Raw genomic sequence first — 26079 nt, forward strand, 5'->3', positions numbered from 1 at the left:
CAGACAGCATGCTACGTCGCGTTAGGGATTTCGGCAAGCAAAGAGAGGCCGGAGATGGTTGCCTCGCAAACAGCAGTCACGGGGCCTGCCACGACCGTGCTCGAGCGGAGCGAGACCGTACGACAGCGCCTGGTCGCGATCGGCGGCATTCTCGGCGCGCTCGCCGCCTCGTCCTGCTGCATCATTCCGCTCGTGCTGTTCAGCCTCGGCGTCGGCGGCGCGTGGATCGGCAATCTGACGGTGCTCGCGCCATACAAGCCGCTCTTCGTCGCCGGAACGGCAGGCCTTCTCGGATATGGCTTCTATCTCGTCTACTGGAAGCCACGGCGGGCCTGCGCCAATGATGCTGCCTGCGCACGTCCGATCCCCAGCCGTCTCGTACAACTCGGGCTCTGGATCGCGACCGTGCTCGTGATCGCTGCCTTCGCCTTCGATTACGTCGCCCCGCTGCTGCTCCGCGTCTGACACCAAAAGGAGACCTGTCCCATGAAGAAGAGCTTGGGCGCTTTCGCCCTGTTCGCGTCGATGCTGATAGCGCCGGCTGCCGTTGCCGCCGAACGCGCCATCACCTTCGCTGTCGACAACATGACCTGCGCGTCCTGTCCCTATATCGTGAAGACGTCGATGGCGGCGGTCCCGGGCGTCACGGCGGTGGCCGTCTCCTTCGAAGCCAAGACCGCGACCGTGACCTTCGACGACGCGAAGACGACACCGGATGCCATCGCGGCCGCCAGTATGAATGCCGGCTATCCCGCCCGCCCGATGCCGCAGCGAGGCAGTTGACATGAATGACCTGATACGCACAGGCGCTGCCGGCGCCGTGATTGCCGCGATCTGCTGCGCCGCGAGACGACGATCCACAAGGAAGGCGTAAAAGCCGTGAACGATTGCTGCGTATCCTCCTCGCCCCTGCACAAGGCGTCTGCTTCCGCATGCGCGACACTGCCGAGCTATGCCGTGCGGCCGGGCGTGACGCTTCCGGACTGGTCGGTGGTCACGTCGCCGGCGGCCCAGGACGCCCTGCTGGCTATGGTCGGGTCCGACCATGTGCTCAATCGCTGGAGCGGCTATGATCCTGCCACGGACGGCATTCGCGTTACGCTGCTTAGGCTCTATGCCGAACTCGGGCGAGCGCCGACCCAAGGCGTCATCGCCAGGCACGTGGGTCTGCGTGAGGCGGCCGTCCCGCCGTTGCTCGAGGAACTCCGCCGTCGCGACCTGGTCGTGCTCGACGGTGCGCGGATCGTCGGCGCCTATCCCTTCACCGATCGAGACACGGGCCACCGGGTCACGCTGGACGGACGCGTTCTCAATGCCATGTGCGCGGTCGATGCGCTCGGCATCAGCGCCATGACCAACCACGACGTCGCGGTTGCATCGCGCTGCCGCCACTGTGGCGCACCGATCCGGATCACCACGCAGGACCACGGCCTGGCATTGGCCCAGGTTGAGCCGGGGACGGCGGTCATGTGGCAGAATATTGGCTATGAAGGCGCGTGCGCGGCGACTTCGCTATGCGCGACGACCGCCTTCTTCTGTTCGGATGACCATCTTTCCGCCTGGCGCCGTGAACAGGCTGCGGACGATGCCGGATTTCGGCTGTCGATCCCAGAAGGTCTGGAGGCCGGTCGGGCCCTCTTCGGGCCGAGCCTGGCCGGCATTGATGCAGCAGAACACAGCGACGGCAGTATCGGGACTGGCAGCACATCACGACCGGCCGGCCCGGCACCGACGATCATCCCATTGGCAAACCGCTCCTTCCGCGTGAGCGGTCGCAACGGCGGCGCCTACGACCTTGCCGTCGTCGGCGCCGGCTCGGCCGGCTTTTCGGCCGCGATCACGGCCGCCGATCAGGGGGCGCAGGTAGCCCTTATCGGTAGCGGGACCGTCGGCGGCACCTGTGTCAATATTGGCTGCGTCCCGTCGAAGACCCTGATCCGCGCTGCGGAGACGCTCCACAATGCCCGAGCCGCCGTGCGCTTTGCCGGCATCACGGCCGACGCCGAACTGATCGACTGGCGCGGAACTGTTCGTCAGAAGAACGCTCTCGTTTCCGATCTGCGTCAGGCCAAGTACATCGACCTGCTGCCGGCCTACAATCGTATCGCCTACAGCGAGGGCGCGGCACGACTCGCAAACGGCGGCGTAGACGTGAACGGCGCGCGCATTCCCGCTAGCAAGATCATCGTCGCGACCGGGGCTCGGCCGGCGGTCCCCGCCATTCCGGACATCGAGGCTGTGCCGTACCTGACCAGCACGACTGCGCTCGACCTCGAGGAGCTGCCGAAGTCGCTGCTCGTCATCGGTGGCGGCTACATCGGGGCGGAGCTTGCTCAGATGTTCGCGCGAGCCGGCGTCAAGGTGACGCTCGTGTGCCGGTCCCGCCTGCTGCCGGAGGCCGAGCCCGAGATCGGCGCGGCGCTGACGGGGTACTTCGAAGACGAAGGCATCACCGTGGTCTCCGGCATCGCCTACCGCGCGATCCGAAAGACTGACAAGAGAATTGCGCTCAACGTCGCACGCGATGGCCAGGATGTTGCGATCGACGCCGATCAGGTCCTCCTGGCCACAGGCCGCACGCCCAACATCGAAGGCCTTGGGCTGGCCGAGCGCGGCGTCGCCGTCTCGCCGAGGGGCGGCATCGTCGTCAACGACCGCATGCGTACGACGGAAGCCGGCATTTATGCCGCCGGCGACGTTACCGGCCGCGACCAGTTTGTCTACATGGCCGCCTACGGCGCCAAGCTCGCCGCCAGGAACGCCCTCAACGGCGACAGGCTGCGCTACGACAACAGCGCTATGCCAGCCATCGTATTCACCGATCCGCAGGTAGCGAGCGTCGGGTTGACCGAGGCTGCGGCGCGCGCGGCCGGGTATGCCGTTCGCGCCTCGACGATCGGTCTCGACCAGGTGCCGCGTGCGCTTGCCGCACGCGACACCCGCGGCCTGATCAAGCTCGTCGCCGATGCCGGCAGCGGCCGCTTGCTCGGCGCACATGTCCTCGCGCCCGAAGGCGCCGACAGCATCCAGACCGCGACGCTCGCGATAAAGCAAGGACTCACCGTCGACGACCTCGCCGACACGATCTTTCCGTATCTCACCACTGTCGAGGGCCTGAAGCTCGCGGCGCTGTCGTTTCACAAGGACATCGCCAAGCTGTCTTGTTGTGCCGGCTGAACACCGCCAGATTGCGCCGGTAGCGCCAAAAGCGTCGCCGTGCGGCTAATTTTAGTCGATTTTTAATGTTTTTTCGCCGCGCCTCTGGACAAGGCGAATCACCTTTGATTCTTTAGTGACGATTCGGAAGTGCGGCGTTGCCGGATCGTCAAGCGGGACAGAAATCGGGGAGTGCCATTTATGGCGAAGGCGGACGCGTGGGGCGCGCCCGGTGGGACGGCTTTTGAGCGGCGCGCGGCGCGAAGCGACGGTCTCGCAGGCAATACGCGGCTCATCGCCGAACCTGCCTACCGACGGCTGCTGGCAGCCGAGCCGCTGTTGCGGCGATCGATACCGGCCCTCATCATCATCTTTCTGTTGATCATCGCAGTACTGCGCTTTCTGTCGCTGATGAACGAGCGCGACGAGATCGAGCGCGACGCCAAGGCGATCCTTGCGCTGGCCGCCGGCCAACTGGCCAGTTCGATCGCCGCCGACGCGACCATGGTTTCCGCGCCCGGCGCGATCCAGGACCTGCTGGAGAGCACCGGTCGTCAGGGCGCGATGGGCCGAAGCCACGTACTGGCGATCACCGACAGTGCCTTCAAGATCATTGCCGTATCGCCGCAGTCGATGCACTGGGAGGGGCGTTCGCTCGATGGCGTCGTGCAGGGCGGGCAGCCGCTATTCATGTTCGGCGACCGCGCCGGGGTGATGGAGGTCAGCATCAGCGGACAGGACTGGTACGCGGCAGTGAGCCTGGCGAATGGCCGAAGGGGTGCCGCGGCAGCGTTCGTGCCGCAGGAGGCAGTTTTTGACGCCTGGCGCAAGACCGTCTCGCTCAACGTCACGCTGTTCGTGCTGACGGCTGGTGTGCTGATCGTCATCCTCTACGCCTATTTCGGCCAGGCAGCGCGTGCCCAGGCCGCCGACCGCATCTATCTCGAAGCCCACCAGCGCATCGACATGGCGCTGGTGCGCGGCCGCTGCGGCCTGTGGGACTGGGACATGGTGCGCGGCAAGATGTATTGGTCGCGCTCGATGTACGACATGCTGGGCTACGAGCCTTGCGACACGATGCTGTCGTTCGGCGAAGTCGACGAAATCATTCATCCCGAGGACGGCGATTTGTTCGAACTCGCCAACAGGATCGTCGCACGCGAGATCGACCACATCGATCAGGTGTTCCGGATGCGCCATGCCGACGGGCAATGGGTTTGGATGCGCGCAAGAGCACAGGTTATCGACCCGGAGGCGCCGGAGATCCAGCTGATCGGCATCGCCGTCGACGTCACCGAGCAGCGGCACCTGGCGCTGCGCTCCGAAGCGGCGGACCTGCGCCTAAGGACAGCCATCGAAAACATCAACGAATCCTTCGTCTTGTGGGATTCGTCCGAGCGCCTGATCATGTGCAATTCCAAATACCAGCAGGACAACGGCCTGTCGGATCGCGACGTGATGCCGGGCGCTCCGCGCGCCGCTCTGGAAGAACGCATGCTGGCCTTCGCCTCGGAGCGGCGGCTTGCCAATACCAACGGACCGCAGGGGGGCGTGACCTTCGAGCGGCAGCTTGCCGATGGCCGCTGGCTGCAGGTGAACGAGTTGCGGACTAGGGACGGCGGCACCGTCTCGGTCGGCTCCGACATCACCCAGATCAAGCTGCACCAGGAGAAACTGGTCGACAGCGAGCGCCGGCTGATGGCAACGATCCATGACCTCAGCCTTGCCCGCCGGGCGGAAGAAGAACGGGCGCGTGAGCTCGTCGAGCTCAATCGCGAATACATGAAGGAAACCGAGCGCGCGGAAGCGGCGAACCGGGCCAAATCCGAATTCCTGGCCAACATGTCGCACGAGTTGCGCACTCCGCTCAACGCGATCATCGGCTTTTCGGAACTGATGGAACAGGGTCTGTTCGGGCCGCTGGGTTCGCCGCGCTACGAAGAGTACGCCACCGACATCAACGGCAGCGGCAAATATCTTCTCGGTGTGATCAATGACATCCTCGACATGTCGAAGATCGAGGCCGGCCAGTTCGCGCTGGACCAGGAAGAAATCGATCTCTGCCCGCTTATCAGGGAAACGGTTCGCGTCGTTTCGCTGCAGGCGGCGGAAAAATCGATCACCGTCGAAACCCGCATCGCCGATTCGCTGACGCTATTCGCCGACCGCAGGGCGATCAAGCAGATCCTCATCAACCTTCTGTCCAATGCGGTGAAGTTCACCGGGCAAGGCGGCCACATCTCGGTCAGAGCCCGCAGCATTTCCAGCGCGCTGATCCTGACGATCGAGGACAATGGCTGCGGCATCCCGAAGGCGGCGCTGAGCAAGCTAGGGCGGCCATTCGAACAGGTGCAAAACCAGTTCTCCAAGAGCCATGCCGGCTCCGGCCTCGGCCTCGCCATCTCGCGCTCGCTGGCCGAGCTTCAGGGTGGCGCGTTGAAGATCCGCTCGACCGAAAGCGTCGGCACGATCGTCTCGGTACGCATCCCAATCAAGAAAGCCGCGCAGGCGGTCAGGGCGGCGGCGTAAAGCGTTTGGAAATTTCGAAAAGTCGGCGGGACAGCGCCCCCTCTGTCCTGCCGGACATCTCCCCCACTTGGGGGGAGATTGGCTCTCATTTACGCCAGCTCTTTTTCTGCAACGTCGAAAGTTGGCGAAGCCCGGAGCGCAATCCGATCTCCCCACTCGTGGGGGAGATGTCCGGCAGGACAGAGGGGGGCGCGAAGAAATGGAACCCTTGTGTCTCCGGCGGCAGGTGCCGCCGGAGTTCATACGATTATATTTATTGCATGCCGTTACCGCTGCCACCCCATTTACCGCTCTTCGGCAGTTCGTTCTTCTCGATCTTACCGTCATTGTCGCGGTCGAGCATGGCGAAGACCTTCTTCTGGCGGCTGGTGGTGTCGTCGGCGGTCAGCGTGCCGTCGCCCTTGGTGTCGTAACGGGCGATGATGCGCCTGGCCATCTGCTCGAAGCGCGCCTTCTCCAGCGCGTCGGCGAGCTGTGCCACGGTCAGCTTGCCGCCATTGTCAGCGACCATCTTCTTCAGCCGCGCGTTCATTGCGTCGGAGAACTGGTCGAAGGTGATGGTGCCGTCATTGTCCTTCATGACCTTGCCGAGGCGCATCATCATGCCGTCGCGCGGCGCGGCGCCGGAGTGCTCGTCTGCATAGGCTGCGGTGCCGACGGCGCCGGCCAGGGCTGCGAAAACGAGTGCAAGTCTGGTTGTCTTTCTCATGGTCTTCTCCTGTTGCATCGTCACCCCCGATGCTAGAGCGGCGGACCTTCAATCCCCCGCTCTATCTCTTTGATTGAGCATCGGAACCTCCCAAAAAAAGGTCGCAATTTTGGGTCCGATGCTCTCGCCCGTACGGCTGGTTGCCGTCAGGGTTGTTTCGCACGAAGCAGAAGGTCGAAATCCTTTCTGACCTTCTGCGACGTCTCCTTGAGGTGCGCTTCAAGCACACCGAAATCCGGCAGGTCGGAGACCGCAAGAAGCAGATCGGAAAGTCCTGGCGGAACGTCATCGCGTTCGAACGCGCCGGTGAGGCAAAGCCGTATCATCTGAGTCAGCGCCAGATAGAGCGAATAGGCATCCACCAGTTCCTGCCTGACCTGGGCGCTGGCGAAATCCGGCGCCAGGCGCGATAGGACCTCAGCCGTGCCGGTGGCCCTGCGGCCTGCCTCGATCTTTCCCGTGATCAGCGCAACCTGGGCAATGAATTCGAGATCGATGAGGCCGCCCGGGATCAGCTTGATGTCCCAGGGATCGCGCGGCGGCTTCTCCTTGTCGATCATGGCGCGCATCTCGGATGCCTCGGCCATCACCTTGGCTGGATCGCGCGGCAGAGCGAGCACTGCGGCAACCTCTCCCTCGACCTCGCGGCAGAGCTCGGCATCGCCGCCGATCGCGCGGGCCCGCGCCAGCGCCATGTGCTCCCACGTCCAGGCGTCCTGGCGCTGATACTTCTTGAAGGCATCGACATGCGTGGCCACCGGCCCCTTGTTGCCGGACGGCCGCAGGCGAAGGTCGACCTCGTAGAGCACGCCCTCGGCGGTCGGCGCGGAAACGGCGGCGATCAGCCGCTGCGTCAGCCGGCTGTAGTAATGCGACGGGGCAAGCGGCTTGTCGCCGTCGGACTCCTCGGCATCGGCGTCGTGATCGTAGAGCAGGATGAGGTCGACGTCGGAACCCGCCGTCAGTTCGCGGCTGCCGAGCTTGCCCATGCCGAGCAGCGCCACCCTGCCGCCGGCAACATAGCCATGACGCAATGCGAATTCCGCCATTACCGCCTGCAATGCCGCCTCGATGGTCAGGTCGGCGAGATCGGAAAAAGCGCGGCCGGCACGCGGCGGATCGATCGACCCGGCAAGCAGCCTGACGCCGATCAGGAATTTTTGCTCCGAAGCAAAGATGCGCAGCCGGTCGAGCACGTCCTCATAGGCCCTGTCGCCTTCGAGAAAGGCGGCAAGGCGCGCCGACAGATAGGCGCGGTTTGGCAGTTCGCTCAGAAGCGCCGGATCGAGCAAGCCATCGAAGACATGCGGCCGGCGCGTGATGATGGCGGCTAGCCGCGGTGCCGCGCCCATGATCGTCGCCATCAGCTTCAGCAACGCCGGATTCGACTGCAGCAGCGAAAACAGCTGGATACCGGCAGGCAGGCCGGCAAGGAATTCGTCGAAGCGGATCACTGCCTCGTCCGCCCGCCGCGTCTGGCCGAAGGCTTGCAGCAGCGCCGGCGTCAGTTCGGTCAGCCGCTCGCGCGCCTCCGCCGACCGGGTGACGCGGTAGCGGCCGAAGTGCCAGCCGCGGATAACCCGGCAGATGTCGCTCGGCCGCTGGAAGCCGAGCCGCTGCAGGGTCTGCAGGGTATCGGGATCGTCGACGTCGCCGGTAAAGACCAGATTGCCGATGCCGGCCGAAAGCTCCGGCGCGGTTTCGAACAGCGCTGCATAGTGGCGCTCGACCTGGTGGAGTGCGGCGCGGAACGTTTCGGCAAAGCCAGCCGCATCGGCAAAGCCAAGCATGCGGGCGACGCGCTCCAGCCCCTCTTCGTCCTCCGGCAGGATATGCGTCTGCTGGTCGGCAACCATCTGGATGGCGTGTTCGACGCGGCGCAGGAACCAGTATTGCCTGGTGAGCGCATCGCGCGCGTCGGCGGTGATCCAGCCGCGCGTGGCGAGCTCGCCGAGCATCGGCACGGTCTCGCGGCCGCGCAGTTCGGGAAAGCGGCCGCCGGCGATGAGCTGCTGGGTCTGGACGAAGAACTCGATCTCACGGATGCCGCCGCGACCGAGCTTGACGTTGTGGCCTTTGACCGCGACCTCGCCATGGCCCTTGTGGGCATGGATCTGGCGCTTGATCGAATGGACGTCGGCAATCGCCGCATAGTCCATGTATTTGCGCCAGATATAGGGCTGCAGTTCCTTCAGGAACACGGCGCCGGCGGCAACATCGCCGGCCACCGGGCGCGCCTTGATCATGGCGGCGCGCTCCCAGTTCTGGCCGCGCGCCTCATAATAGCGCAGCGCCGCCTCGACCGGGATCGCCAGCGGCGTCGAGCCGGGGTCGGGACGAAGCCTGAGATCGGTGCGGAAGACGTAACCGTGCTCGGTGCGGTCCTGGAGGATACGGACCAGCCGGCGGGTCAGGCGCGAAAACAGCTCTGTGGCATCGAGCGGATCGACGACGGCAGGCGCATCGGGGTCGAAGAAGACGACGAGGTCGATGTCGGAGGAGAAGTTCAGCTCATGCGCGCCGAGCTTGCCCATGCCGAGCAGAATCCAGCCCGAGCGTCGCGCCGGATTTTTGGGATCTGGCAATCGGAGCTTGCCCTGCTCATGCGCGTCGCGGAGCAGGAAATCGACGGCCGCACGCGTGCAGGCGTCGGCAAGCTCGCTTAGTCGCCGCACCGTCAGCGAGGTCTCGGCCTCGCCGGCGAGATCGGCCAAGGCGATCAGGAAATGCGCCTCCGCCTTCAATTGACGCAGCTCCATCATCAGGCCGCTTTCGGAGACGGCCTCTGCGCGTGCTGCCTTGTCGACCGCGGCGCCGATCGATGCCAGCCGCGCCTCGACCGTCCCGTCGAAAAGCGCATCGAGTATCCGCGGCCGGCGGCGCGCCGTATCGCGCAGGAACGGCGACAGGTCGAACACGGCGGCGAGGAAATCCTGGACGACCCCCTCGCCGGCCAGAAATTTCGCCAGTCGCGGCAGTTCTTTTTGCCGCGCGGCGTCGGCGATCTCCGACAATTCCTGCCTGGCGCGGCCTGCATCCAGCGGAACGAGCTTTAGCGCGGGCTTCAACAGCCAGTCCGCTTCCAGGCGTCGCACTGCTATCCTCGCCACCATCAGCGATCCTCCCGCCCGGGAAAACTCATGACAACCGACAATCCGGGATTGCCGGGCAGAAGCTCAAGCCGTCCATTGTGGAACGTCATGATCGCCTTGGCGAGGCTCAAGCCAAGGCCGGAACCCGGCTGCGAGCGGCTCTTTTCCAGCCGCACGAAACGCTCGGTCACCCTGGCGCGGTCGACATCGTCAGGAATACCCTGGCCGTTGTCGGAAACGGCGAGCCTGATCTCGCCACCGACACGCTCCAGCGTCACGCGAACCGTAGGCCTGGACGTCGAGTCGGTCGAATATTTGATCGCATTGTCGACGATGTTGGACAGCGCCTGGCCGATCAGCTCGCGATTGCCGTTGACGACGAAAGAACCTTGCACCGAAGATTCGAGCGTCACGCCCGCCTCCTCCGCCACCGGCTCGTAGAGTTCGACGACGTCGTGCACGGCAGCGGCCAGATCGACCCTGGTGGTGCTTTCGGAGGAGTAGCCGGCCTCCAAGCGCGAGATCATCAGGATGGCATTGAAGGTCTTTATCAGCTGATCGGATTCGGCGATCGTTCCTTCCAGCGCCTGCCGGTAGTCGCTGGTGTTGTTCTTGCCGGAAAGCGTCGCTTCGGCGCGGTTGCGCAGCCTGGTCAGCGGCGTCTTCAGGTCGTGGGCGATGTTGTCGGAGACCTGCTTCAGACCCTCATTGAGCGTAGCTATCCGGGCCAGCATGGAATTGAGGTTTTCCGACAGCCGGTCGAACTCGTCGCCGGCGCCGGTGACCGGCAGCCGGCCGGAAAGATCGCCGCCCATGATGCGGCGGCTCGCCTCCGATACGCTGTCGATGCGCTTCAGCGCCGCGCGCCCGACGAAGAACCAGATCAGCAGCCCGCCGACGCCCATCATGCCGAGCGCCAGCATCAGAGCGCGGCGAATAACGGCGCGGAAGCGCTCCGGCTCGCCGAGGTCGCGGCCGACCAGCATGATCATCTGGTTGGGCAGGCGCAGCACCAGGGCAATGGCGTTATGGCCCTTCTCGCCTTCGGCCTGTACTTCGCTCTGGGCGGGTTCGTTCGGGTCGGAGACCGGGTTGCGTTGGCGCTCGAGCTCGCCCTCGCCGAAGCGGCGGTAGGAGAACGGTTCGGTGGTCCAGCCCTCGGCCTCGATCACGCCCGGCTCCAGGCTCTGCACGTTGCCGGTCAGGATCTGCCCGTTGGCATCGGCAATCAGATAGAGATTGGCGCCGGGCTGGCGGGAGCGCTGCTCGACGACGCGGACCAGCACCGGCAGGCCGCCGCGCTGATAGGCGCGGGCCAGGCCGAGCACCTCGTCGTTGATCGTCTCCTGCGTTTGGGCGGTCAGCATGCGCGCCGACAGCGAGGTCATGTACAAGACCAGCAACACCGCGCACAGCGCAAAAAGCAGAAGATAAAGCGCTGAAAGCCGCGCTGCCGTCGTCCTCATGATGGCCGGCACGGAAAGAGCCATGGGGTTCTAGCCGCTTTTCAGCATATAGCCGGCGCCGCGAACCGTGTGCAGGATCGGCTTGTCGAAGCCCTTCTCTATCTTGCCTCGCAGCCGCGAGATATGAACGTCGATGACGTTGGTCTGCGGATCGAAATGGTAGTCCCAGACATTCTCGAGCAGCATGGTGCGCGTCACCACCTGGCCGGCGTGGCGCATCAAATATTCGAGCAGGCGGAACTCGCGCGGCTGCACCGTTATCTCGCGCCCGGCGCGCCGCACCGAGTGCGACAGCCGGTCGAGTTCGAGATCGCCGACCCGGTAGACGGTTTCGGCTTCCCTGGCGCTGGCGCGGCGGTTCAGCACCTCGACGCGGGCGAGCAGTTCGGAAAAGGCGTAGGGTTTGGTCAGATAGTCGTCGCCGCCGGCGCGCAGACCGGTGACCCGGTCGTCGACTTCGCCCAGCGCCGACAGGATCAGCACGGGCGTCGTATTGCCTCTGGACCTGAGCCCGGCGATGACGGACAGGCCGTCGCGGCGCGGCATCATGCGGTCGACGACCATGACGTCATAGTCGCCGGAATCGGCGAGCGCGAAGCCGGTTTCGCCGTCGCCCGCGACATGGGCGGTATGGCCGGCCTCGGCGAACGCCTTCTGCAGATAGTCGGCTGCCTCGCGATCGTCTTCTATGACGAGAATCTTCATAGAACCGTTATACGCGATTTCGCTGGAAGATTGAGTGGCCGGCATATGCATCGTGGCCTTCTCCATGACGTATCGCGAACAAAGTGATTCAGGGATACGCGGTAAGTCTTTGTTTTAGCATGTCGTAGCCTAAAACCGCTTCACGCCTTGAGCGGCATGTTCGAGCGGCAGCGGGCGATGGGAAGCCCGCTGCCGCTGGGGCGGAACACGATGACTGACTAACGTATTCAGGCCCCGTGCTTTCCCGGGCGGCGGCTCGGGGGTGTTGAAAACCGCCGCACCGGAAAAGTCGAACCGGTCGTCAGCCCTTGGCGACAGGCAGCGCAACGAAGCGGTTGCTGTCGTCGCGGGTGATCTGCATCAGCACCGCCTTGCGTCCGGACTTCACCGCGTCGGCCATCGCCTTGTCGACGTCGCCGGTGCCGTTCACTTCCGTCGAATTGACGGAGGTGATGACGTCGCCCGGCTGGATGCCGCGATCGGCGGCATCGCTGTCGGGGTCGACATCGGTCACCACAAGGCCCTTGCCATTGTCGGACTTGGTGACGGTCAGGCCGAGATCGGCGAGCGTGTCGGTCTTCGGCGCGGGGGCAGGCTGCTGGTCGGCCGAGGCCTGCTTGTCGCTCGACGGCAGCTTGCCGAGATCGACCTTGACCGCCTCGCTCTTGCCGTTGCGCCACACTGTGACATCGACCGATTTGCCGGGCGGGTAAGCGCCGATCAGACGGGCGAGTTCCTTCGGCGAAGCAACGTCCTTGCCGTCCACCTGGGTGATCACGTCACCGGCGGTGATGCCGGCCTTCTTGCCGGGACCCTTGTCCTGCGCGCTGGCAACGAGCGCGCCCTTGCCGGACCCAAGGCCAAGCGACTCGGCGATTTCGGGGGTGACCGGCTGGATCTCGACACCGAGCCAGCCGCGCTGCACGGTGCCGTTCTTCATCAGATCCTGCACGACCTGCTTGGCGGTCGAAGCGGGAATGTCGAAGGCAATGCCGACGCTGCCGCCCGACGGCGAGAAGATCGCGGTGTTGATGCCGACGACCTGGCCGTTGAGGTTGAAGGTCGGGCCGCCCGAATTGCCGCGGTTCACCGAGGCATCGATCTGGATGAAGTCGTCATAAGGGCCGGCGCCGATATCGCGGCCGCGGGCCGAAACGATGCCTGCGGTAACCGTGCCGCCGAGGCCGAACGGATTGCCGACCGCCACCACCCAGTCGCCGACGCGAACCTTGGAATCATCGGCGAAGTCGACATAGGTGAACCTGTTGCCGTCATCGACCTTGAGCACGGCAAGATCGGTGCGCGGATCGGTGCCGATCAGCTTGGCGTCAAGCTCCTTGCCGTCATTGGTCACCACGGTGAAGGCGGTGCCTTCCTCGACGACATGGTTGTTGGTGACGAGATAGCCGTCATCGGAGATGAAGAAGCCGGACCCTTGCGCCACCGGCCGCGGCTGGTCGTTGTTGCGGTCACGGTGTCCAAAACGGCGCATTCCGTTCGGGCCCTGATCGCCGCCCTGATCGCCAAAGCCGCGGAATTCGCGGAAGAACCGGCGCAGCTGCGGATTGTCGGGAAGATTGCCTAAGCCGTCCTCGTCGTCCATCTGGCCGGAACCGTCATCAGCCGTCGACTGGATCTTGGCTTTGACGCGCACGCTGACGACCGCGGGCGAAACGCGCTCGACCACATCGGCGAAGCTCGGGACCTGCGGTGCCTCGACACGTACGGCATCGGCCAGCACCGGGGCTGTCCCGGTGGCAACAGCACCAAAGCCGATCGCGCCGGCAATGGCCAGGGATGCGGCTGCGGCCAGCAGGCGTTTGCGGGTGCGAAGATATGAATTGGGGGCAACATTCATGGTTCTCGTATCCTCTTTTCAAGGGACGCCCCTTGATTGGCATCCTCGACAAAGGAAATAGCGAGCCGCACATTACGGCGCCATTTCCGGTACATGAAACTTTCGTAATGTATCACCGACAAAGGCGCATAAATCTGTGGTCGGGCCCGTCCGGTGCCCTATCAATTCAGCACAAGGCTTTCACTGTGACAGCAAACGCCACCATGACGATTCGGGTTTCGTCCGAAACCAAGCTGAAGCTTGAGCAGATCGCCGCTGTCACTCGGCGCAGTAAATCCGTCCTCGCGGCCGAGGCGGTTTCGGCCTATGTCGATCGCGAGCTTGAGATCATCGAAGGCATCCAACGCGGCATAGCCGACGCGGCAGCCGGCCGTGTCGTGCCTCACGACGAAGCCATGGCGGAAATCGACGCCATAATCGAAGCGGCGGAAGCCAAGCGCGCGAACAAGGCGTGAAGCGGTTCGTCGCCTGGTCGCGAGAAGCGCTGGAAGACGTTAAACAGCAAGTCGCCTTCGTCGCACGAGAGAGCCCGGCCGCCAGACACGTCGCGCGACTGGCCGCCGGAGGAATGGCCGGATTAGCGGACTAGCTATCCAGCATCTTGTCCAGCGCCGCCTGTTCCTCGGCAGTTAACGCAGCCGTCGCCGTCGAGCGGCGCGAGCGGGCGGCCAGCAGGATGAACGTCCCGCCAACGAGCAGCAGAAGAACTGGCGTCCCCCAGAGCAAGACATTGCGCAGATTGAAGCGTGGCTTCAGCAGCACGAACTCGCCGTAGCGCGAAACGACATAGTCCATCACCTGCTGGTCGGTATCGCCAGCGACCAGGCGCTGCCGCACAAGGATGCGCAGGTCGCGGGCGAGGTCGGCATCGGACTCGTCGATCGACTGGTTCTGGCAGACCATGCAGCGCAGGCCTTCCGACAAAGCGCGCGCCCGCGCCTCGAGCGCCGGGTCGGCGAGCACTTCGTCGGGCTTGACCGCCTGCGCGGCGCCGGCAAACAACAGCCCCAGCAGCAGGATCAGCGAGGCCAGTGTGACCCTGCTCATTGCGGGCTCGCCGATGGCACGGCGGCCGCGGCCTTGCGGCGCGACGGTGCGCCGACGCGCAGGCGGCGGTCGAGCAGCGACATCGCCGCCCCCGCCATCATCACCAGTCCGCCGCCCCAGATCAGCGTCACCAGCGGCTTCCACCACAGACGAACGACGACGGAGCCATCGCTGGCCTCGTCGCCAAGCGAGAGATAAAGCTGGCTGAAGCCGATCGTCTTGATGCCGGATTCGGTCGTGGTCATCTGGCGCACCGGATATGAGCGCTTGGCCGAAATGATCTCGCCGGTGACGCTGCCGTCGGCGCCAAGCAGGGCGAAGCGGCCGCGATCCTCACTGTAGTTAGGCCCCTGGGCCGGGTAGAGCCCCTCGAAGCGCAGCTTGTGGCCGGACAGTTCGACGGTCTCGCCGGCATGCATCGCCAAGATTTTTTCGGTGCCGAAGCAAAGCGTGCCGACAATGCCGAGCGTCGTCAGGCCGAGGCCGAGATGCGCAAGCGCTGTGCCGAAGACCGAGCGCGGCAGGCCGGCGAAGCGCCTGAGCATGGCGGCGGGCGCGACGGTGCCGAAGCCGGATTTGACGGCAAGGTCGGTGAGCGCGCCGCAGATCAGCCAGAAGGCAAGGCCGACACCGAGTGCCGCCAACACCGAAGCGCCATCGATGAACAGGGCCGTCACCAGCACGGCGAGCAGCGCCGCCGCGAAAGCCGCCATCAGGCGCTGGGCGACCGCGAAAATGTCGCCGCGCTTCCAGGCGAGCAGCGGCCCGAACGGCACGACAACCAGGAGCGGCACCATCAGCGGGCCGAATGTCAGGTTGAAGAACGGCGCGCCTACCGAGATCTTGTCGGCAGACAGGGCTTCGACGGCGAGCGGGTAGAGCGTGCCGACCAGCACGGTGGCGGCGGCGGTGGTCAGGAACAGATTGTTCAGCACCAGTGCGCCTTCGCGTGAGATCGGATGAAACAGGCCTCCGCCCGTCAGCCGGGAGGCGCGCAAGGCAAACAGCGCCAGCGAGCCGCCGATGAACAGCGTCAGGATGCAGAGGATGAACACGCCGCGCGTCGGATCGGTGGCAAAGGCGTGTACCGAGGTCAGCACGCCGGAGCGCACCAGGAAGGTGCCGAGCAGCGACAGCGAGAACGTCAGGATCGCCAGAAGCAGCGTCCAGATCTTCAGCGCCGAGCGCTTTTCCATGACGATCGCCGAATGCAGCAGCGCCGTGCCCGCCAGCCACGGCATGAAGGATGCGTTCTCGACCGGGTCCCAGAACCAGAAGCCGCCCCAGCCGAGCTCGTAATAGGCCCAGTAGGAGCCCATGGCGATGCCGCCGGTGAGGAACATCCAGGCAACCAATGTCCACGGCCTTACCCAGCGCGCCCACGAAGCGTCGATGCGGCCCTCGATGAGGGCAGCGACCGAGAAGGAAAAGCAGATCGAGAAACCGACATAGCCGAGATAGAGCAGCGGCGGATGGATGGCGAGGCCGAGGTCCTGCAGGATCGGGTTGAGATCGCGGCCTTCGATAGGCGCCGGATTGAGCCTGACGAACGGGTTCGACGTCGTCAGGATGAACAGGAAGAAAGTGGCGCCGATCGCTCCCTGCACGGCAAGCACATTGGCCCGCAGCGTCGCCGGAAGATTGCCGCCGAAGACGGCGACGAGCGCGCCGAAGAAGGTCAGGATCAGCACCCAGAGCAGCATCGAACCTTCGTGATTGCCCCAGGTTCCGGTGATCTTGTAGATCAGCGGCTGCAGCGAATGCGAGTTCTCCCAGACGCTCTCAACCGAAAAATCGGAGCCTGCATAGGCGGTTGCCAGCGCCACGAAAGACAGCGCCGTCAAGGCAAAGCCGGTCAGCGCGGCCGGTGCGCCGACGGCCATCATCTTGTGGTTGCCGGTGCGCGCACCGAACAGCGGCACCATCGTCTGCACCAGGGCCAGCGCAAACGCCAGGACCAGGGCGAAATGTCCGGTTTCAACCATTGTCGCCGCGCTCGCCAGGTTTTGCCGCAGGTTCTTGCCGCAAAACCGTGGAACAATTTTGCGGAATCTTTCTACTCACTCTTGCTCTCCTGCCATACGCCCTTGGCCTTGAGGCCGTCGGCCACTTCCTTGGGCATATAGGTCTCGTCATGCTTGGCCAGCACGCTGTCGGCGACAAAGACCCCGTCAGGGCCGAACGAGCCTTCGGTGATCACGCCCTGCCCTTCCCGGAAAAGATCGGGAAGAATGCCGGTATAGGTGACCTTGACGTCCTTCTGGTTGTCGGTCACCGAAAAGGCGACAGTGGCGCCCTGGTCGCGCTCGACGGTGCCTTTTTCGACGAGGCCGCCGAGCCTGATGCGCTGGCCCGGCTGAAGGCTGGCGGTGGCCAGATCGGCCGGCATGTAGAAATAGGAGGCCTTCTGGCCAAGCGCATAGAAAGTCAGCCCGGTTGCAATACCGAGAAACGCCAGCCCCGCGGCGATCACCGACAGTCGTTTCTGCTTGCGCGTCATCGTCTACTCCGTCGCCGTCACGCCGAGCGAGGCGGCAAAGGCGGTGAATTTCCTGGCCTGGTCGCTGTCCGCGCCAAAGACGGCGATACCGCGATTGAGCGCATCACGCGCCTGATCTGTCTTGCCCAGCACGGCATAGGAACGAATGAGCTGCATCCACCCTTCCTCGTCGCGCGGATTTTGCCGAAGCTTTTCGTCGAGGCCGGCAACCATAGTGCTGATCATGGCTTGCCGGTCCTGCGGCGACATCGAGGAAGCAGCATCGATATCCTCGGCGCTCGGCCCTTTCGCAGGCGCCTCCGAAGCGACGCTGTGGGCGGCGGATTCGGCCAGCGCCTGCTCAACGGCGGCGCGCCACGGCGAGCCCTGCGGCAAGGCGGCAAGCATCTTTTGCCAGGCCGCCGTGGCTTCAGCTGTGCGGCCTTCCTGTGCCATGCCCATGGCGAGATAGAACGAGGCCTTCGGATTGGCCGGATCGAGCTTCAACGCCGCCTCGAAAGCCGCCTGCGCTTCGGCCGAGACAATGCCGCCGGCCGCATTGGCGATCGCCTCGCCAAGACCCGCCTGGCGGGCGGCGCTGTCGCCGTCGAGGCGGATGGCGTTGCGATAGGCGGTCACCGCATCGGCGTATCGCTGCATGCGCAGATAGACCGGCGCCAGCACGTCCCAGCCGCGGCCGTCGGATGGGTTGGCCGCCAGGTGCGCCTCGGCGCGGGCTATCAGCTCGTCGACCGAGCTGTCGGCGGGGTTCTTGGCCAGGCGTTCGCTGAGTGGCTGTGACGGCAGGTCGGGTGAGCCGAGCTGGCCATAGAGGCCCCAGCTGACCAGCGGAACAACCAGCACGGCCGCCGTCGCCACCAGCCTTGCCGACCGCGACGGCTGCGTCGCCGTGTCGCTGGCCTGGCCGGCATTGCTCAGGCGAAGGATGCGGCGGGCGATTTCGGCGCGAGCCTCTTCGGCCTCCATTGGCTGGATGAGGCCACGCGCCATATCACGGTCAAGCTCGGCCAGCTGGTCGCGATAGACTTCAAGGTCGTGATCACCGGCAGCGGACGCGTTCTTCGAACCGCCGGTCAACGGCAGCAGCACCGCCAGGCTTGCGCCCAGCGTCAGGATTGCGGCTATGACCCAGAACAGCATGGCTCTTCCAATAGAACGAGACCCTTGCCCTGCCAACACAAGCGTGCTGCGACGCTTTGGCGGGACCGCTCCGATCGATAATGCATGTCGCGAAAAGTGTGCAGCGGTATTGCGATAACGACCATGCATCAAAACAAGAACCTAAAGCGCATCGCACGAGGCCGGTCGAACGCGCCGCGCTTTAGTGCCAGACCGGAATCGGCGATCGACTGCCGCGCCAGCTACGTCAGCGGCGTCCAGCTGCCGTCGGCATTGCGACAGGCGGTTCCACGCGCGGTGGCGCCGGCGGTGCCGGTAAACACCGTATGGGTGTATTGCCGACAATCCTGCGAGCCGACACGATAGGGCTGGGCGGCAACCACTTCGCCGCGATGGGCCGAACTGTCGCTCTTCCAAGCCACTTTCTGGCCGCTCGCCGTGTACTCAAGCGCCTTGTATTCCGCCTCGAGCGCGCTGCGTTTGTCGGTCTCGCTCAGGCCGGCGCCAATAGAGCCGCCGACGAGGCCGCCGCCCATGGCGGAGATGATCGTCGTCGCCACCTTGGCGCCGCTGGGGGGCGTCGCGGCCGGCGTCACCGTAACGGCCGGACCCCTGCCGAGCGTCGTGCAGCCGGAGACGGCGAGCAGGGCGGAAACGAGCGCGACGCGAATCTTCATGCCAATGCCGGCTTTCTTGAGCTGGACCGCCGCGCTGTCAGCAGGCTGACGCGGCCATAATGTCGATGTTTGTCGGAAATTTGGCCGCCGCCGGCCACCTGGAAAAGCATTACTGAAGGCTCCGCAATCGAACCATCGCCTTCAATCCACCCATGACGGATCGTTCCAGCGCCAGAACGCCTCCATACTCGTTGACAAGGTCGGCGACAATGGCAAGTCCGAGCCCGCTGCCCGGTTTTGTCTCGTCGAGACGCCGTCCGCGCTGCAACACCTCGCGGGCCTTGTCGTCGGGAATGCCGGGGCCGTCATCCTCGATGCTGATCTCGAACAGATTGGCCGCGCCTTCCTTGCCGGCGCCACCCTTGCTGGAGATCGGCTTGACGGAAACGGCGACGGCGCTCCTTGCCCATTTCATCGCATTGTCGAGCAGATTGCCGAGCAGTTCCTCCAGGTCCTCGCGCTCGCCGGCGAAGACGATTTCGGTGGCCGGCAGCGACAGCGACAGCGCCGTCTGCGGGTTGAGCTTCTGCAGCACCCGCACCATGCGCTGGACCAGCGGCGTCACCGGCGTCCGGTAGACGACGCTGTCGCGCTGCGCGGCGACGCGGGCACGTTGCAGATAGTGGTCCACTTGCTTTTGCATGGAGGCAGCCTGCTCAGCGATCAGCTGCCCCTTGGCGCCACCCAGCGCCCGCCCCTCGTTGAGCAGCACGGCAAGCGGCGTCTTCAGCGAGTGCGCCAGGTTGCCGACCTGCGTGCGCGACCGCTCGACGATCCGCCTGTTGTTCTCGATCAGCGCATTGGTCTCGTTGGCGAGCGGCTCGATCTCGGCCGGGAAACGGCCGTCGAGGCGCTGCGCGGTTCCTTCGCGCACCATGGCAAGCGCATTCCTGACCCGGCGCAGCGGCTGCAGGCCGAGCAGGATGGCAATCGCATTGATGGCGATCATGCCGACGCCGAACAGCGACAGATAGGTCAAAAGGCGCCGCTGGAAGGTGGCGATTTCCTGCTCGAGCTCGGTCTGGTTGCCCATGACGCGGAAGCGCGCGGCGCGGTTTTTCGCATCGAGGACGAACTCGCTCTCGAACACCTCCAGTTGTTCGCCTTCGATGCCGTCCGCTGAATAGCTGCGCTGGAAGCTGGCATTGAAGGGCACCTCGGCGACGCTTGGCGACGGGATCGCCTTGGTCATCGACGACGAATGGAGATCGCCGTGCACACCTTCCGAGGCGGGCTCGACCGACCAGTACCAACCGGAATTCGGCTCCGAGAACCTCAAATCGCCAAGGTCGGGGGCGCCCGTCAACTGGCCGCTTTCGGAAACGCCGACCGAGCCGATCAGGTTGAACAGATGCGCCGAAAGCAAGCTGTCGAAACCGCGCTCGCTGGCCTGGCGATAAAGCGTGGTGATCAAGGTGAAGATGACGACCAGAGTGAGGATCGCCCAGACCGTGGAAAAGGCGATGACGCGAAACGCCACCGAACGCGGCCATGACCGCAGCGACGGCGTGTTCGAGACGGCGGGTTTTGTAGGCAGCGGTTCCGCGTTACGCCTCCGGCTTACGCATGCGGTAGCCCATGCCGCGAACGGTTTCGATCATGTCGATGCCCATCTTCTTGCGAAGCCGTCCGACAAAGACCTCGATCGTGTTGGAATCGCGGTCGAAGTCCTGGTCGTAGAGATGCTCGACCAGTTCGGTCCGGGACACCACCTCGCCCATATGGTGCATCAAATAGGCAAGCAGGCGGAATTCGTGCGAGGTCAGCTTCAGCGGCACGCCGTCGACGTCGGCCTTGGAGGCCTTGGTGTCGAGACGCAGCGGCCCGCAGGTCAGCTCGGACGAGGCATGCCCGGCAGCACGCCGGATCAGGGCGCGCACCCTGGCTAGGATTTCCTCGATGTGGAAAGGTTTGGTGACGTAGTCGTCGGCGCCGGCGTCGATGCCGGCCACCTTGTCGCTCCAGCGGTCGCGTGCCGTCAGGATCAGCACCGGCATCTTGCGGCCGCCGCGCCGCCAGCGCTCGACCACGCTGATGCCGTCCATCTGCGGCAGGCCGATATCGAGCACCACGGCATCGTAGGGCTCGGTGTCGCCGAGAAAGTGCCCTTCCTCGCCGTCGAAAGCGCGGTCGACGACATAGCCGGCATCGACCAGCGCGTCGCCGATCTGCCGGTTGAGATCCTTGTCATCTTCGACGACGAGTACGCGCATGCGGAAGGCCCGTTGAAGCTGTTCAGATATAGGCCGATTCCGGCGGACTGGGAAACGGCACGGTTCAGTTCAGTGGAACGACGATCTCCGAGCGACGGGGACGCTGCCCGTCCTTGCCCGGAACGAGCACGACGATGACGCAGACCGGCTGGCCGCCGCGTGTCGACTGCGAGGCCTTGGCCAAGGTGCCGCCATTCTGCTCCGCCACCTGCTGGCCGATCGCGTAGCAGTCGGACGCGGCGAGGACGACTGGCTGAGTCCACTCGGGCGCGACAGCCGGGATCGCCATCGCTTGCGATGCAAGCAGGCCGGCGGCTGAGAGCGCCAGTGCCATGGTCCGGAAGTGGAAGCGAAGGGTTTTCATGACCAGCGTTCTAACGCGCCGGTGCTGAACGTGATATGAACGGTGAACGCTCGAATGCATGCCCGCCACACCCCTGAAGCGCGAGATTATCGGATTGCCATTTCGCCGCCCGGCCCCGCGAAATCGCCAATGTGTAACCTAGCCCTGCAATCCTTCGCCGACAACCGGCATCATCAGGCGGGCAGGACCATTTGGGAGGACGAAGCATCCGGCCCAAGACACCGATGGCGGTTCAGGCGAACCGCACCTGAAACAAAAAACCCGCCTCGGCGGGCGGGTCGTTGGAGCCAATTAGCACCATACCCAAATTAGTAGCATAGCTGCCGGCACAAAGCAAGAACAAAATTGCCCGATTTCTGAAAAAGTGCCCGATGGTCAACCCTCGTCCTTGATCACGGCGCGGAAGCGCAGCAGCCCGTGATGGGCCGAAAGGTCATCGTCGTAGCGGGCTTCGGCGAATTCGAGCTTGAGGTGGGCGCGGCGATGTTCGCCAAGCGAGAGCGCCGCATCTCGCAGGCGGGCGCTGACGAGGTCCATGATGTCGGTGGTTTCCTTGCTGGCCTCGGATTTCGACCAGACATGCAGCGTCAGCAACTGCTCGGCGTTGTTCTCCGTCCCCGTTGCCCAGTCATAGACGCTGGTGCGGCCGAAGGTCATGTGGGGGAACGCAACATTTTCCGGCGCATGGTCGAACAGTCTTGCATCGCCCAGTGCCGCCGACAGGTCGGGATCGCCGTTCACTGCCTCGAATATGGCCCTCTGCAATTCGACGGCCGGCGCGGTCATCGTCTTTCCCTTCGCCCGTCGCGTCGACCTCCCGGCTGCGTAGCTGCGTTGCATGAAGGCATCCCGGCAAAGCGCGAATCAGCGCGTCTCGTGCGGATTATGAACCTTCCTGCGCTCGGCAATAAGCCCTGCTCCTGGAATGCGCGACGCCGGGCTCCGCGCCAACCTGCGCGAATTCATTTGGCATGCAGGAGATCGAAAAAATGATGCTAATGACGATGTCTGGTTTTTCCAAACATTCGAGGTCGTTTTTCGTGCGCGAGCCATCGCTGCTGCCTGTTTTCGGAAAGCTTGGGGCCAAGGCGCCGCCGGTCGCGATTGCGGCATCGACCATGTCGACGGCCGTCAAGAGTCTGGTCAACCGCACGCGGGAGGTGCTCTCGGCGCACGGTTGCCTGGCCCTGAAGCTGTCCGTCGTTTTGTGGACGCTGCTTTTCCTGGCGGCAGTATTCTTCATCGCCCAGGCCTGACCGAGCGACACTCATCGATCGGGCGGAAACTAAAGGACGCCAAGATAGCCAACCGCTACGCGCTGCGTATGGAACGTCCTCACAGCTGGACCGTCTTCGACGTCTTCACCGGCCAGCGGGTCGAGCTCAAGCAGCAACCCATGGTCGGCATTAACACGCGCGATGCGGGCGCGATGGTCGATCGGCTGAACAGTCGTGACATCGCGGCGGGCGAAGGCGGACCGGAAGCCCCGAGAAAGCGTCTTGTGGACGGATCGCGACCGATCTAGCGAAAATCGGCCGCAGTCAGCACATATATGCTCCTACGGGTGCGGGCATAGGCATTCCTGGCGACATCGTGGATCGAGCTGGAAGCCGTGTCGAAGGCCGCCAGATACGTAGCTTCCGAGGCCGCCGTTCCCGGCTGCACTTTGGAGATGGCATCGGTTGCGACAGAGAAGGAAATCTGGAACATGCCGTCATGGCCGACGAAGCGGATGCGTTTGCTTGCCTCGTCGTAGCTGCGGCTGGGATTGGGAAATGTCAGGCTCATGATTTGGCCTCCGTCGATGCGGATACGGCATGCTTGACTGTCCGCGCCGCCCGCTTCTTCTTTGGGGCGACCGGATTCAGAGCTGCCGCCGCGCGATCCGCCTCTTCCTTGGCCAGTCGCAATTCCCTCAGCTTCGCCGTCTTGATCATCCTGGCCTTCGCCTCCGAGAGATATTCGGCAGTTGCTTTGTTCCGCTCCGCTGTTTTCTTTTGATTTTCCATGAAGCGAGCCTGAGCTTTTTCCATGATGTTCTGATTGCCTTCGGCCATCGGTAAAATCTCCCTTGCAGCGAAAGTCGTGAATGTGAGCTTCACCGTAAAATAGGTGTTCAACGACAGAAATTCAATTTCATTAATATTCGGCAAGGCCCCGAACACCGGGGGATGGCCAAGCAAAATAATACATTCAATATTTGACATGCCCTATGAATATTTTTTGGCACTCCTATCAATCGAGTGCCAGAGCGCCTATAGAGAGGGGCGGCCGCCTAAGCCGGCCCCAGAAAGAGTCCCCATGAAATTCCGGCCACTCCACGATCGCGTCGTCATTCGGCGCGCCGAAAGCGACACCCAATCCAAGGGCGGCATCATCATCCCCGACAATGCCAAGGAGAAACCGCAGGAAGGCGAAGTGATCGCCGTCGGGCCGGGCGCGCGGGACGAAAGCGGCGTGCTGATGGCGCTCGACGTCAAGGCCGGCGACCTCATCCTGTTCGGCAAATGGTCCGGCACCGAGGTCAAGATAGACGGCGAGGACCTTCTGATCATGAAGGAGGCCGACATCATGGGCATCATCGACAAGAGCGAGATGGGCATCATCGACAAGAGCGAGACGGGCATCATTGCCAAGAGCGTGGCTGCCAAGAAGGCCGCCTGATTGGAATGCCGCGCGCCCAGCCGGGCGCGCAAAGGATGCTCCAAGCTTTGATTCAGGCGCGCTGCAAGCGTCTTGCCACGACCAACCGAACTGGAAAAAATCATGTCTGCCAAGGAAATCAAATTCTCCACCGACGCGCGTGACCGCATGCTGCGCGGTGTCGAAATCCTCAACAACGCCGTCAAGGTGACGCTCGGCCCCAAAGGCCGCAATGTCGTCATCGACAAGGCCTATGGCGCGCCGCGCATCACCAAGGATGGTGTCGCCGTCGCCAAGGAAATCGAACTTTCCGATAAGTTCGAGAACATGGGCGCACAGATGGTGCGCGAAGTGGCCTCGAAGACCAACGACCTCGCCGGCGACGGCACCACCACCGCCACAGTGCTTGCCGCCTCCATCCTGCGCGAGGGCGCCAAATTCGTCGCCGCCGGCATGAACCCGATGGACCTCAAGCGCGGCATCGACCTTGCCGTCAGCGCCGTCGTCAAGGAAATCCAGGCCCGAGCCAAGAAGGTCAAGTCCTCAGGCGAGATCGCGCAGGTCGGCACCATTGCCGCCAATGGCGACACCAGCGTCGGTGCCATGATCGCCAAGGCGATGGACAAGGTCGGCAATGACGGCGTCATCACCGTTGAGGAGGCCAAGACCGCCGAAACCGAACTCGACGTCGTCGAAGGCATGCAGTTCGACCGCGGCTATCTCTCGCCCTATTTCGTCACCAATGCCGAAAAAATGCGCGCCGAGCTGGAAGACCCCTACGTGCTCATCCACGAAAAGAAGCTCGGCAATTTGCAGGCGCTGCTGCCCATCCTCGAAGCCGTGGTGCAAAGCGGCAGGCCGCTGTTGATCATCTCCGAGGATGTCGAGGGCGAAGCGCTGGCGACGCTGGTCGTCAACAAGCTGCGCGGCGGCCTCAAGGTCGCGGCCGTCAAGGCGCCTGGCTTCGGTGACCGCCGCAAGGCGATGCTGGAAGATATCGCCGTGCTCACCGCCGGACAGATGATTTCCGAGGATCTCGGCATCAAGCTGGAGAATATCACCATAGACATGCTCGGCCGCGCCAAGCGCGTGCTGATCGAGAAGGACACCACCACGATCATCGACGGCGCCGGCGAGAAGACCACCATCCAGGCGCGCGTCCAGCAGATCAAGGGGCAGATCGAGGAAACCACTTCCGACTATGACAAGGAGAAGCTGCAAGAACGTCTCGCCAAGCTGGCGGGCGGCGTTGCCGTCATCCGCGTCGGCGGCGCCACCGAATCCGAGGTCAAGGAAAAGAAGGACCGCATCGACGATGCGCTGAACGCCACGCGCGCCGCCGTCGAAGAAGGCATCGTTCCCGGCGGCGGCGTCGCGTTGCTGCGCGCCAAGGCTGTGCTGAACGGGCTGACCGGAGCCAATGCCGATGTGACGGCGGGCATTTCGATCGTATCGAGGGCGCTCGAAGCGCCGATCCGGCAGATCGCCGAGAATTCCGGCGTCGAAGGTTCGATCGTCGTCGGCAAGCTCGCCGATAGCAAGGACCACAACCAGGGCTTCGATGCCCAGAACGAGGTCTATGTCGACATGATCAAGGCCGGCATCGTCGACCCCGCTAAGGTGGTGCGGACGGCGCTGCAGGACGCGGGCTCCATTGCCGCGCTCCTGATCACTGCTGAAGCCATGATCACCGACGTTTCAGCCAAGGAAGCCGCTGCTTCGACCGGCGGCATGGGCTATTGACCAGCCGCTGCCGGAAACAAGCCTGAAAGACAGCCGCCGGGGTATCTTCCCCGGCGTGCACCATCGGCAAGGAGATCGATCCATGATCGCATTCGTCCCGAAGCCAAATGCGGCGGCGAAGACCAAAGTGGCCGAGGAAAGCCGCTTCGATCGCATTCGCAGGCTTGCCGACAAGTACAGGAAAGCCGACGCCGGCACGATAGGCCGCGACCCGAAAAAGATCGCGGACAAGCGTCCCATGTGATCCGCGAGATCAGC

26 protein-coding genes are annotated in these 26079 nt (G+C 64.0%); 10 read left to right on the plus strand and 16 right to left on the minus strand.

Annotation, left to right across the window (positions count from 1 at the left end):
• The first annotated feature begins 54 nt into the window (after positions 1–54).
• The 4 genes from NKI19_RS10305 (at position 55) to NKI19_RS10320 (ending at position 5685) form a co-directional block, all read left to right on the plus strand.
• Complete coding sequence (locus NKI19_RS10305; RefSeq protein WP_352490861.1) at positions 55–465, plus strand: mercuric transporter MerT family protein; 411 nt, start codon at positions 55–57, stop codon at positions 463–465.
• Between the two features lie 21 nt (positions 466–486).
• Complete coding sequence (locus NKI19_RS10310) at positions 487–783, plus strand: heavy-metal-associated domain-containing protein (RefSeq protein ID WP_352490860.1); 297 nt, start codon at positions 487–489, stop codon at positions 781–783.
• Between the two features lie 96 nt (positions 784–879).
• Positions 880–3177, plus strand: coding sequence for a bifunctional organomercurial lyase/mercury(II) reductase MerBA (gene merBA, locus NKI19_RS10315; protein ID WP_352566143.1), 2298 nt, complete (start codon positions 880–882; stop codon positions 3175–3177).
• A 180-nt stretch (positions 3178–3357) separates the two neighbouring features.
• Positions 3358–5685 carry a PAS domain-containing sensor histidine kinase gene (locus NKI19_RS10320; RefSeq protein WP_352490858.1) on the plus strand — a complete coding sequence of 776 codons (2328 nt, stop codon included), beginning with the start codon at positions 3358–3360 and terminating at the stop codon, positions 5683–5685.
• A gap of 253 nt (positions 5686–5938) precedes the next feature.
• Here the strand turns inward: NKI19_RS10320 and NKI19_RS10325 are convergent, their stop codons facing one another.
• From NKI19_RS10325 to NKI19_RS10345, 5 genes are all read right to left on the minus strand, one after another.
• Positions 5939–6394, minus strand: coding sequence for an EF-hand domain-containing protein (locus tag NKI19_RS10325; RefSeq protein ID WP_352566141.1), 456 nt, complete (start codon positions 6392–6394; stop codon positions 5939–5941).
• 146 nt (positions 6395–6540) lie between these two features.
• The gene (locus NKI19_RS10330; RefSeq protein WP_352490856.1) at positions 6541–9507 is read right to left on the minus strand and encodes a bifunctional [glutamine synthetase] adenylyltransferase/[glutamine synthetase]-adenylyl-L-tyrosine phosphorylase; all 2967 of its coding nucleotides are present in this window, start codon (positions 9505–9507) and stop codon (positions 6541–6543) included.
• Positions 9507–10976 carry an ATP-binding protein gene (locus NKI19_RS10335; protein ID WP_352566139.1) on the minus strand — a complete coding sequence of 490 codons (1470 nt, stop codon included), beginning with the start codon at positions 10974–10976 and terminating at the stop codon, positions 9507–9509. Before NKI19_RS10335 ends, NKI19_RS10330 begins: the two co-directional genes overlap by 1 nt.
• 6 nt (positions 10977–10982) lie before the next feature.
• Positions 10983–11657: a response regulator transcription factor gene (locus NKI19_RS10340; RefSeq protein ID WP_352469008.1), complete on the minus strand. Its 675-nt coding sequence runs from the start codon at positions 11655–11657 to the stop codon at positions 10983–10985.
• A 301-nt stretch (positions 11658–11958) separates the two neighbouring features.
• Positions 11959–13515: a Do family serine endopeptidase gene (locus tag NKI19_RS10345; RefSeq protein ID WP_352566137.1), complete on the minus strand. Its 1557-nt coding sequence runs from the start codon at positions 13513–13515 to the stop codon at positions 11959–11961.
• Positions 13516–13718: 203 nt separating this feature from the next.
• On the opposite strand from NKI19_RS10345, the gene NKI19_RS10350 reads away from it, so the two are divergent.
• Positions 13719–13970, plus strand: a complete 252-nt coding sequence (locus NKI19_RS10350) for a CopG family ribbon-helix-helix protein (protein ID WP_502899267.1) — start codon at positions 13719–13721, stop codon at positions 13968–13970.
• Positions 13971–14100: 130 nt separating this feature from the next.
• Here NKI19_RS10350 and NKI19_RS10355 read toward each other — a convergent pair whose 3' ends face one another.
• The 9 genes from NKI19_RS10355 to NKI19_RS10395 all read right to left on the minus strand — a co-directional run bounded on the left by NKI19_RS10355 (position 14101) and on the right by NKI19_RS10395 (position 22221).
• Positions 14101–14562 (minus strand): cytochrome c-type biogenesis protein, encoded by a 462-nt coding sequence (locus NKI19_RS10355; RefSeq protein ID WP_352490853.1) that lies wholly within the window; start codon positions 14560–14562, stop codon positions 14101–14103.
• Positions 14559–16547, minus strand: coding sequence for a heme lyase CcmF/NrfE family subunit (locus NKI19_RS10360; protein ID WP_352490852.1), 1989 nt, complete (start codon positions 16545–16547; stop codon positions 14559–14561). The genes NKI19_RS10355 and NKI19_RS10360 overlap by 4 nt, the downstream gene beginning before the upstream one ends.
• A gap of 71 nt (positions 16548–16618) precedes the next feature.
• Positions 16619–17062, minus strand: coding sequence for a cytochrome c maturation protein CcmE (gene ccmE, locus NKI19_RS10365; protein WP_352490851.1), 444 nt, complete (start codon positions 17060–17062; stop codon positions 16619–16621).
• A gap of 3 nt (positions 17063–17065) precedes the next feature.
• The gene (gene ccmI, locus NKI19_RS10370; protein ID WP_352566135.1) at positions 17066–18202 is read right to left on the minus strand and encodes a c-type cytochrome biogenesis protein CcmI; all 1137 of its coding nucleotides are present in this window, start codon (positions 18200–18202) and stop codon (positions 17066–17068) included.
• A 221-nt stretch (positions 18203–18423) separates the two neighbouring features.
• Positions 18424–18858 (minus strand): RT0821/Lpp0805 family surface protein, encoded by a 435-nt coding sequence (locus tag NKI19_RS10375; protein WP_352490849.1) that lies wholly within the window; start codon positions 18856–18858, stop codon positions 18424–18426.
• Between the two features lie 109 nt (positions 18859–18967).
• Positions 18968–20395 carry an ATP-binding protein gene (locus tag NKI19_RS10380; RefSeq protein ID WP_352490940.1) on the minus strand — a complete coding sequence of 476 codons (1428 nt, stop codon included), beginning with the start codon at positions 20393–20395 and terminating at the stop codon, positions 18968–18970.
• Between the two features lie 10 nt (positions 20396–20405).
• Positions 20406–21071, minus strand: coding sequence for a response regulator transcription factor (locus NKI19_RS10385; protein ID WP_023718390.1), 666 nt, complete (start codon positions 21069–21071; stop codon positions 20406–20408).
• A gap of 64 nt (positions 21072–21135) precedes the next feature.
• Positions 21136–21435, minus strand: a complete 300-nt coding sequence (locus NKI19_RS10390) for a hypothetical protein (RefSeq protein ID WP_352490848.1) — start codon at positions 21433–21435, stop codon at positions 21136–21138.
• 375 nt (positions 21436–21810) lie between these two features.
• Entirely contained in the window at positions 21811–22221 is a 411-nt protein-coding gene (locus tag NKI19_RS10395; protein WP_352490847.1) for a DUF3168 domain-containing protein, read from the minus strand.
• Positions 22222–22406: 185 nt separating this feature from the next.
• Here NKI19_RS10395 and NKI19_RS10400 point away from each other — a divergent pair, with 185 nt between their 5' ends.
• Together NKI19_RS10400 and NKI19_RS10405 are read left to right on the plus strand one after the other, a co-directional pair.
• Complete coding sequence (locus NKI19_RS10400; protein ID WP_352490846.1) at positions 22407–22691, plus strand: hypothetical protein; 285 nt, start codon at positions 22407–22409, stop codon at positions 22689–22691.
• 68 nt (positions 22692–22759) lie between these two features.
• Positions 22760–22960, plus strand: a complete 201-nt coding sequence (locus NKI19_RS10405) for a hypothetical protein (protein WP_352490845.1) — start codon at positions 22760–22762, stop codon at positions 22958–22960.
• Here NKI19_RS10405 and NKI19_RS10410 read toward each other — a convergent pair.
• Together NKI19_RS10410 and NKI19_RS10415 are read right to left on the minus strand one after the other, a co-directional pair.
• The gene (locus NKI19_RS10410; RefSeq protein ID WP_023718394.1) at positions 22957–23223 is read right to left on the minus strand and encodes a DUF1488 family protein; all 267 of its coding nucleotides are present in this window, start codon (positions 23221–23223) and stop codon (positions 22957–22959) included. The genes NKI19_RS10405 and NKI19_RS10410 overlap by 4 nt on opposite strands.
• Positions 23220–23492 carry a hypothetical protein gene (locus NKI19_RS10415; protein ID WP_292658482.1) on the minus strand — a complete coding sequence of 91 codons (273 nt, stop codon included), beginning with the start codon at positions 23490–23492 and terminating at the stop codon, positions 23220–23222. Before NKI19_RS10415 ends, NKI19_RS10410 begins: the two co-directional genes overlap by 4 nt.
• 244 nt (positions 23493–23736) lie before the next feature.
• On the opposite strand from NKI19_RS10415, the gene NKI19_RS10420 reads away from it, so the two are divergent.
• The 3 genes from NKI19_RS10420 (at position 23737) to NKI19_RS10430 (ending at position 26065) form a co-directional block, all read left to right on the plus strand.
• Positions 23737–24099 carry a co-chaperone GroES gene (locus tag NKI19_RS10420; protein ID WP_352490844.1) on the plus strand — a complete coding sequence of 121 codons (363 nt, stop codon included), beginning with the start codon at positions 23737–23739 and terminating at the stop codon, positions 24097–24099.
• Positions 24100–24201: 102 nt separating this feature from the next.
• Positions 24202–25821: a chaperonin GroEL gene (gene groL, locus NKI19_RS10425; RefSeq protein WP_352490843.1), complete on the plus strand. Its 1620-nt coding sequence runs from the start codon at positions 24202–24204 to the stop codon at positions 25819–25821.
• Between the two features lie 82 nt (positions 25822–25903).
• On the plus strand, positions 25904–26065 hold the full coding sequence (locus tag NKI19_RS10430; RefSeq protein WP_352490842.1) for a hypothetical protein: 162 nt from the start codon (positions 25904–25906) through the stop codon (positions 26063–26065).
• Positions 26066–26079 lie beyond the last annotated feature (14 nt).

It is taken from the genome of Mesorhizobium sp. M0751, from assembly GCF_040320265.1.
In the GTDB taxonomy this organism is placed as follows: Bacteria; Pseudomonadota; Alphaproteobacteria; order Rhizobiales; family Rhizobiaceae; genus Mesorhizobium.

Coding starts and splice junctions, on each gene's coding strand:
- NKI19_RS10410 (WP_023718394.1), bottom strand. CDS start 23,223: ATGAGCCTGACATTTCCCAATCCCAGCCGCAGCTACGACGAGGCAAGC.
- NKI19_RS10400 (WP_352490846.1), top strand. CDS start 22,407: ATGCAGGAGATCGAAAAAATGATGCTAATGACGATGTCTGGTTTTTCC.
- NKI19_RS10335 (WP_352566139.1), bottom strand. CDS start 10,976: ATGGCTCTTTCCGTGCCGGCCATCATGAGGACGACGGCAGCGCGGCTT.
- NKI19_RS10340 (WP_352469008.1), bottom strand. CDS start 11,657: ATGAAGATTCTCGTCATAGAAGACGATCGCGAGGCAGCCGACTATCTG.
- NKI19_RS10395 (WP_352490847.1), bottom strand. CDS start 22,221: ATGACCGCGCCGGCCGTCGAATTGCAGAGGGCCATATTCGAGGCAGTG.
- NKI19_RS10375 (WP_352490849.1), bottom strand. CDS start 18,858: ATGAAGATTCGCGTCGCGCTCGTTTCCGCCCTGCTCGCCGTCTCCGGC.
- NKI19_RS10415 (WP_292658482.1), bottom strand. CDS start 23,492: ATGGCCGAAGGCAATCAGAACATCATGGAAAAAGCTCAGGCTCGCTTC.
- groL (WP_352490843.1), top strand. CDS start 24,202: ATGTCTGCCAAGGAAATCAAATTCTCCACCGACGCGCGTGACCGCATG.
- NKI19_RS10320 (WP_352490858.1), top strand. CDS start 3,358: ATGGCGAAGGCGGACGCGTGGGGCGCGCCCGGTGGGACGGCTTTTGAG.
- NKI19_RS10390 (WP_352490848.1), bottom strand. CDS start 21,435: ATGAAAACCCTTCGCTTCCACTTCCGGACCATGGCACTGGCGCTCTCA.
- NKI19_RS10310 (WP_352490860.1), top strand. CDS start 487: ATGAAGAAGAGCTTGGGCGCTTTCGCCCTGTTCGCGTCGATGCTGATA.
- NKI19_RS10430 (WP_352490842.1), top strand. CDS start 25,904: ATGATCGCATTCGTCCCGAAGCCAAATGCGGCGGCGAAGACCAAAGTG.
- NKI19_RS10405 (WP_352490845.1), top strand. CDS start 22,760: ATGGAACGTCCTCACAGCTGGACCGTCTTCGACGTCTTCACCGGCCAG.
- NKI19_RS10345 (WP_352566137.1), bottom strand. CDS start 13,515: ATGAATGTTGCCCCCAATTCATATCTTCGCACCCGCAAACGCCTGCTG.
- NKI19_RS10385 (WP_023718390.1), bottom strand. CDS start 21,071: ATGCGCGTACTCGTCGTCGAAGATGACAAGGATCTCAACCGGCAGATC.
- NKI19_RS10350 (WP_502899267.1), top strand. CDS start 13,719: ATGACGATTCGGGTTTCGTCCGAAACCAAGCTGAAGCTTGAGCAGATC.
- NKI19_RS10325 (WP_352566141.1), bottom strand. CDS start 6,394: ATGAGAAAGACAACCAGACTTGCACTCGTTTTCGCAGCCCTGGCCGGC.
- ccmE (WP_352490851.1), bottom strand. CDS start 17,062: ATGACGCGCAAGCAGAAACGACTGTCGGTGATCGCCGCGGGGCTGGCG.
- NKI19_RS10330 (WP_352490856.1), bottom strand. CDS start 9,507: ATGGTGGCGAGGATAGCAGTGCGACGCCTGGAAGCGGACTGGCTGTTG.
- ccmI (WP_352566135.1), bottom strand. CDS start 18,202: ATGCTGTTCTGGGTCATAGCCGCAATCCTGACGCTGGGCGCAAGCCTG.
- NKI19_RS10420 (WP_352490844.1), top strand. CDS start 23,737: ATGAAATTCCGGCCACTCCACGATCGCGTCGTCATTCGGCGCGCCGAA.
- NKI19_RS10305 (WP_352490861.1), top strand. CDS start 55: ATGGTTGCCTCGCAAACAGCAGTCACGGGGCCTGCCACGACCGTGCTC.
- NKI19_RS10360 (WP_352490852.1), bottom strand. CDS start 16,547: ATGGTTGAAACCGGACATTTCGCCCTGGTCCTGGCGTTTGCGCTGGCC.
- NKI19_RS10355 (WP_352490853.1), bottom strand. CDS start 14,562: ATGAGCAGGGTCACACTGGCCTCGCTGATCCTGCTGCTGGGGCTGTTG.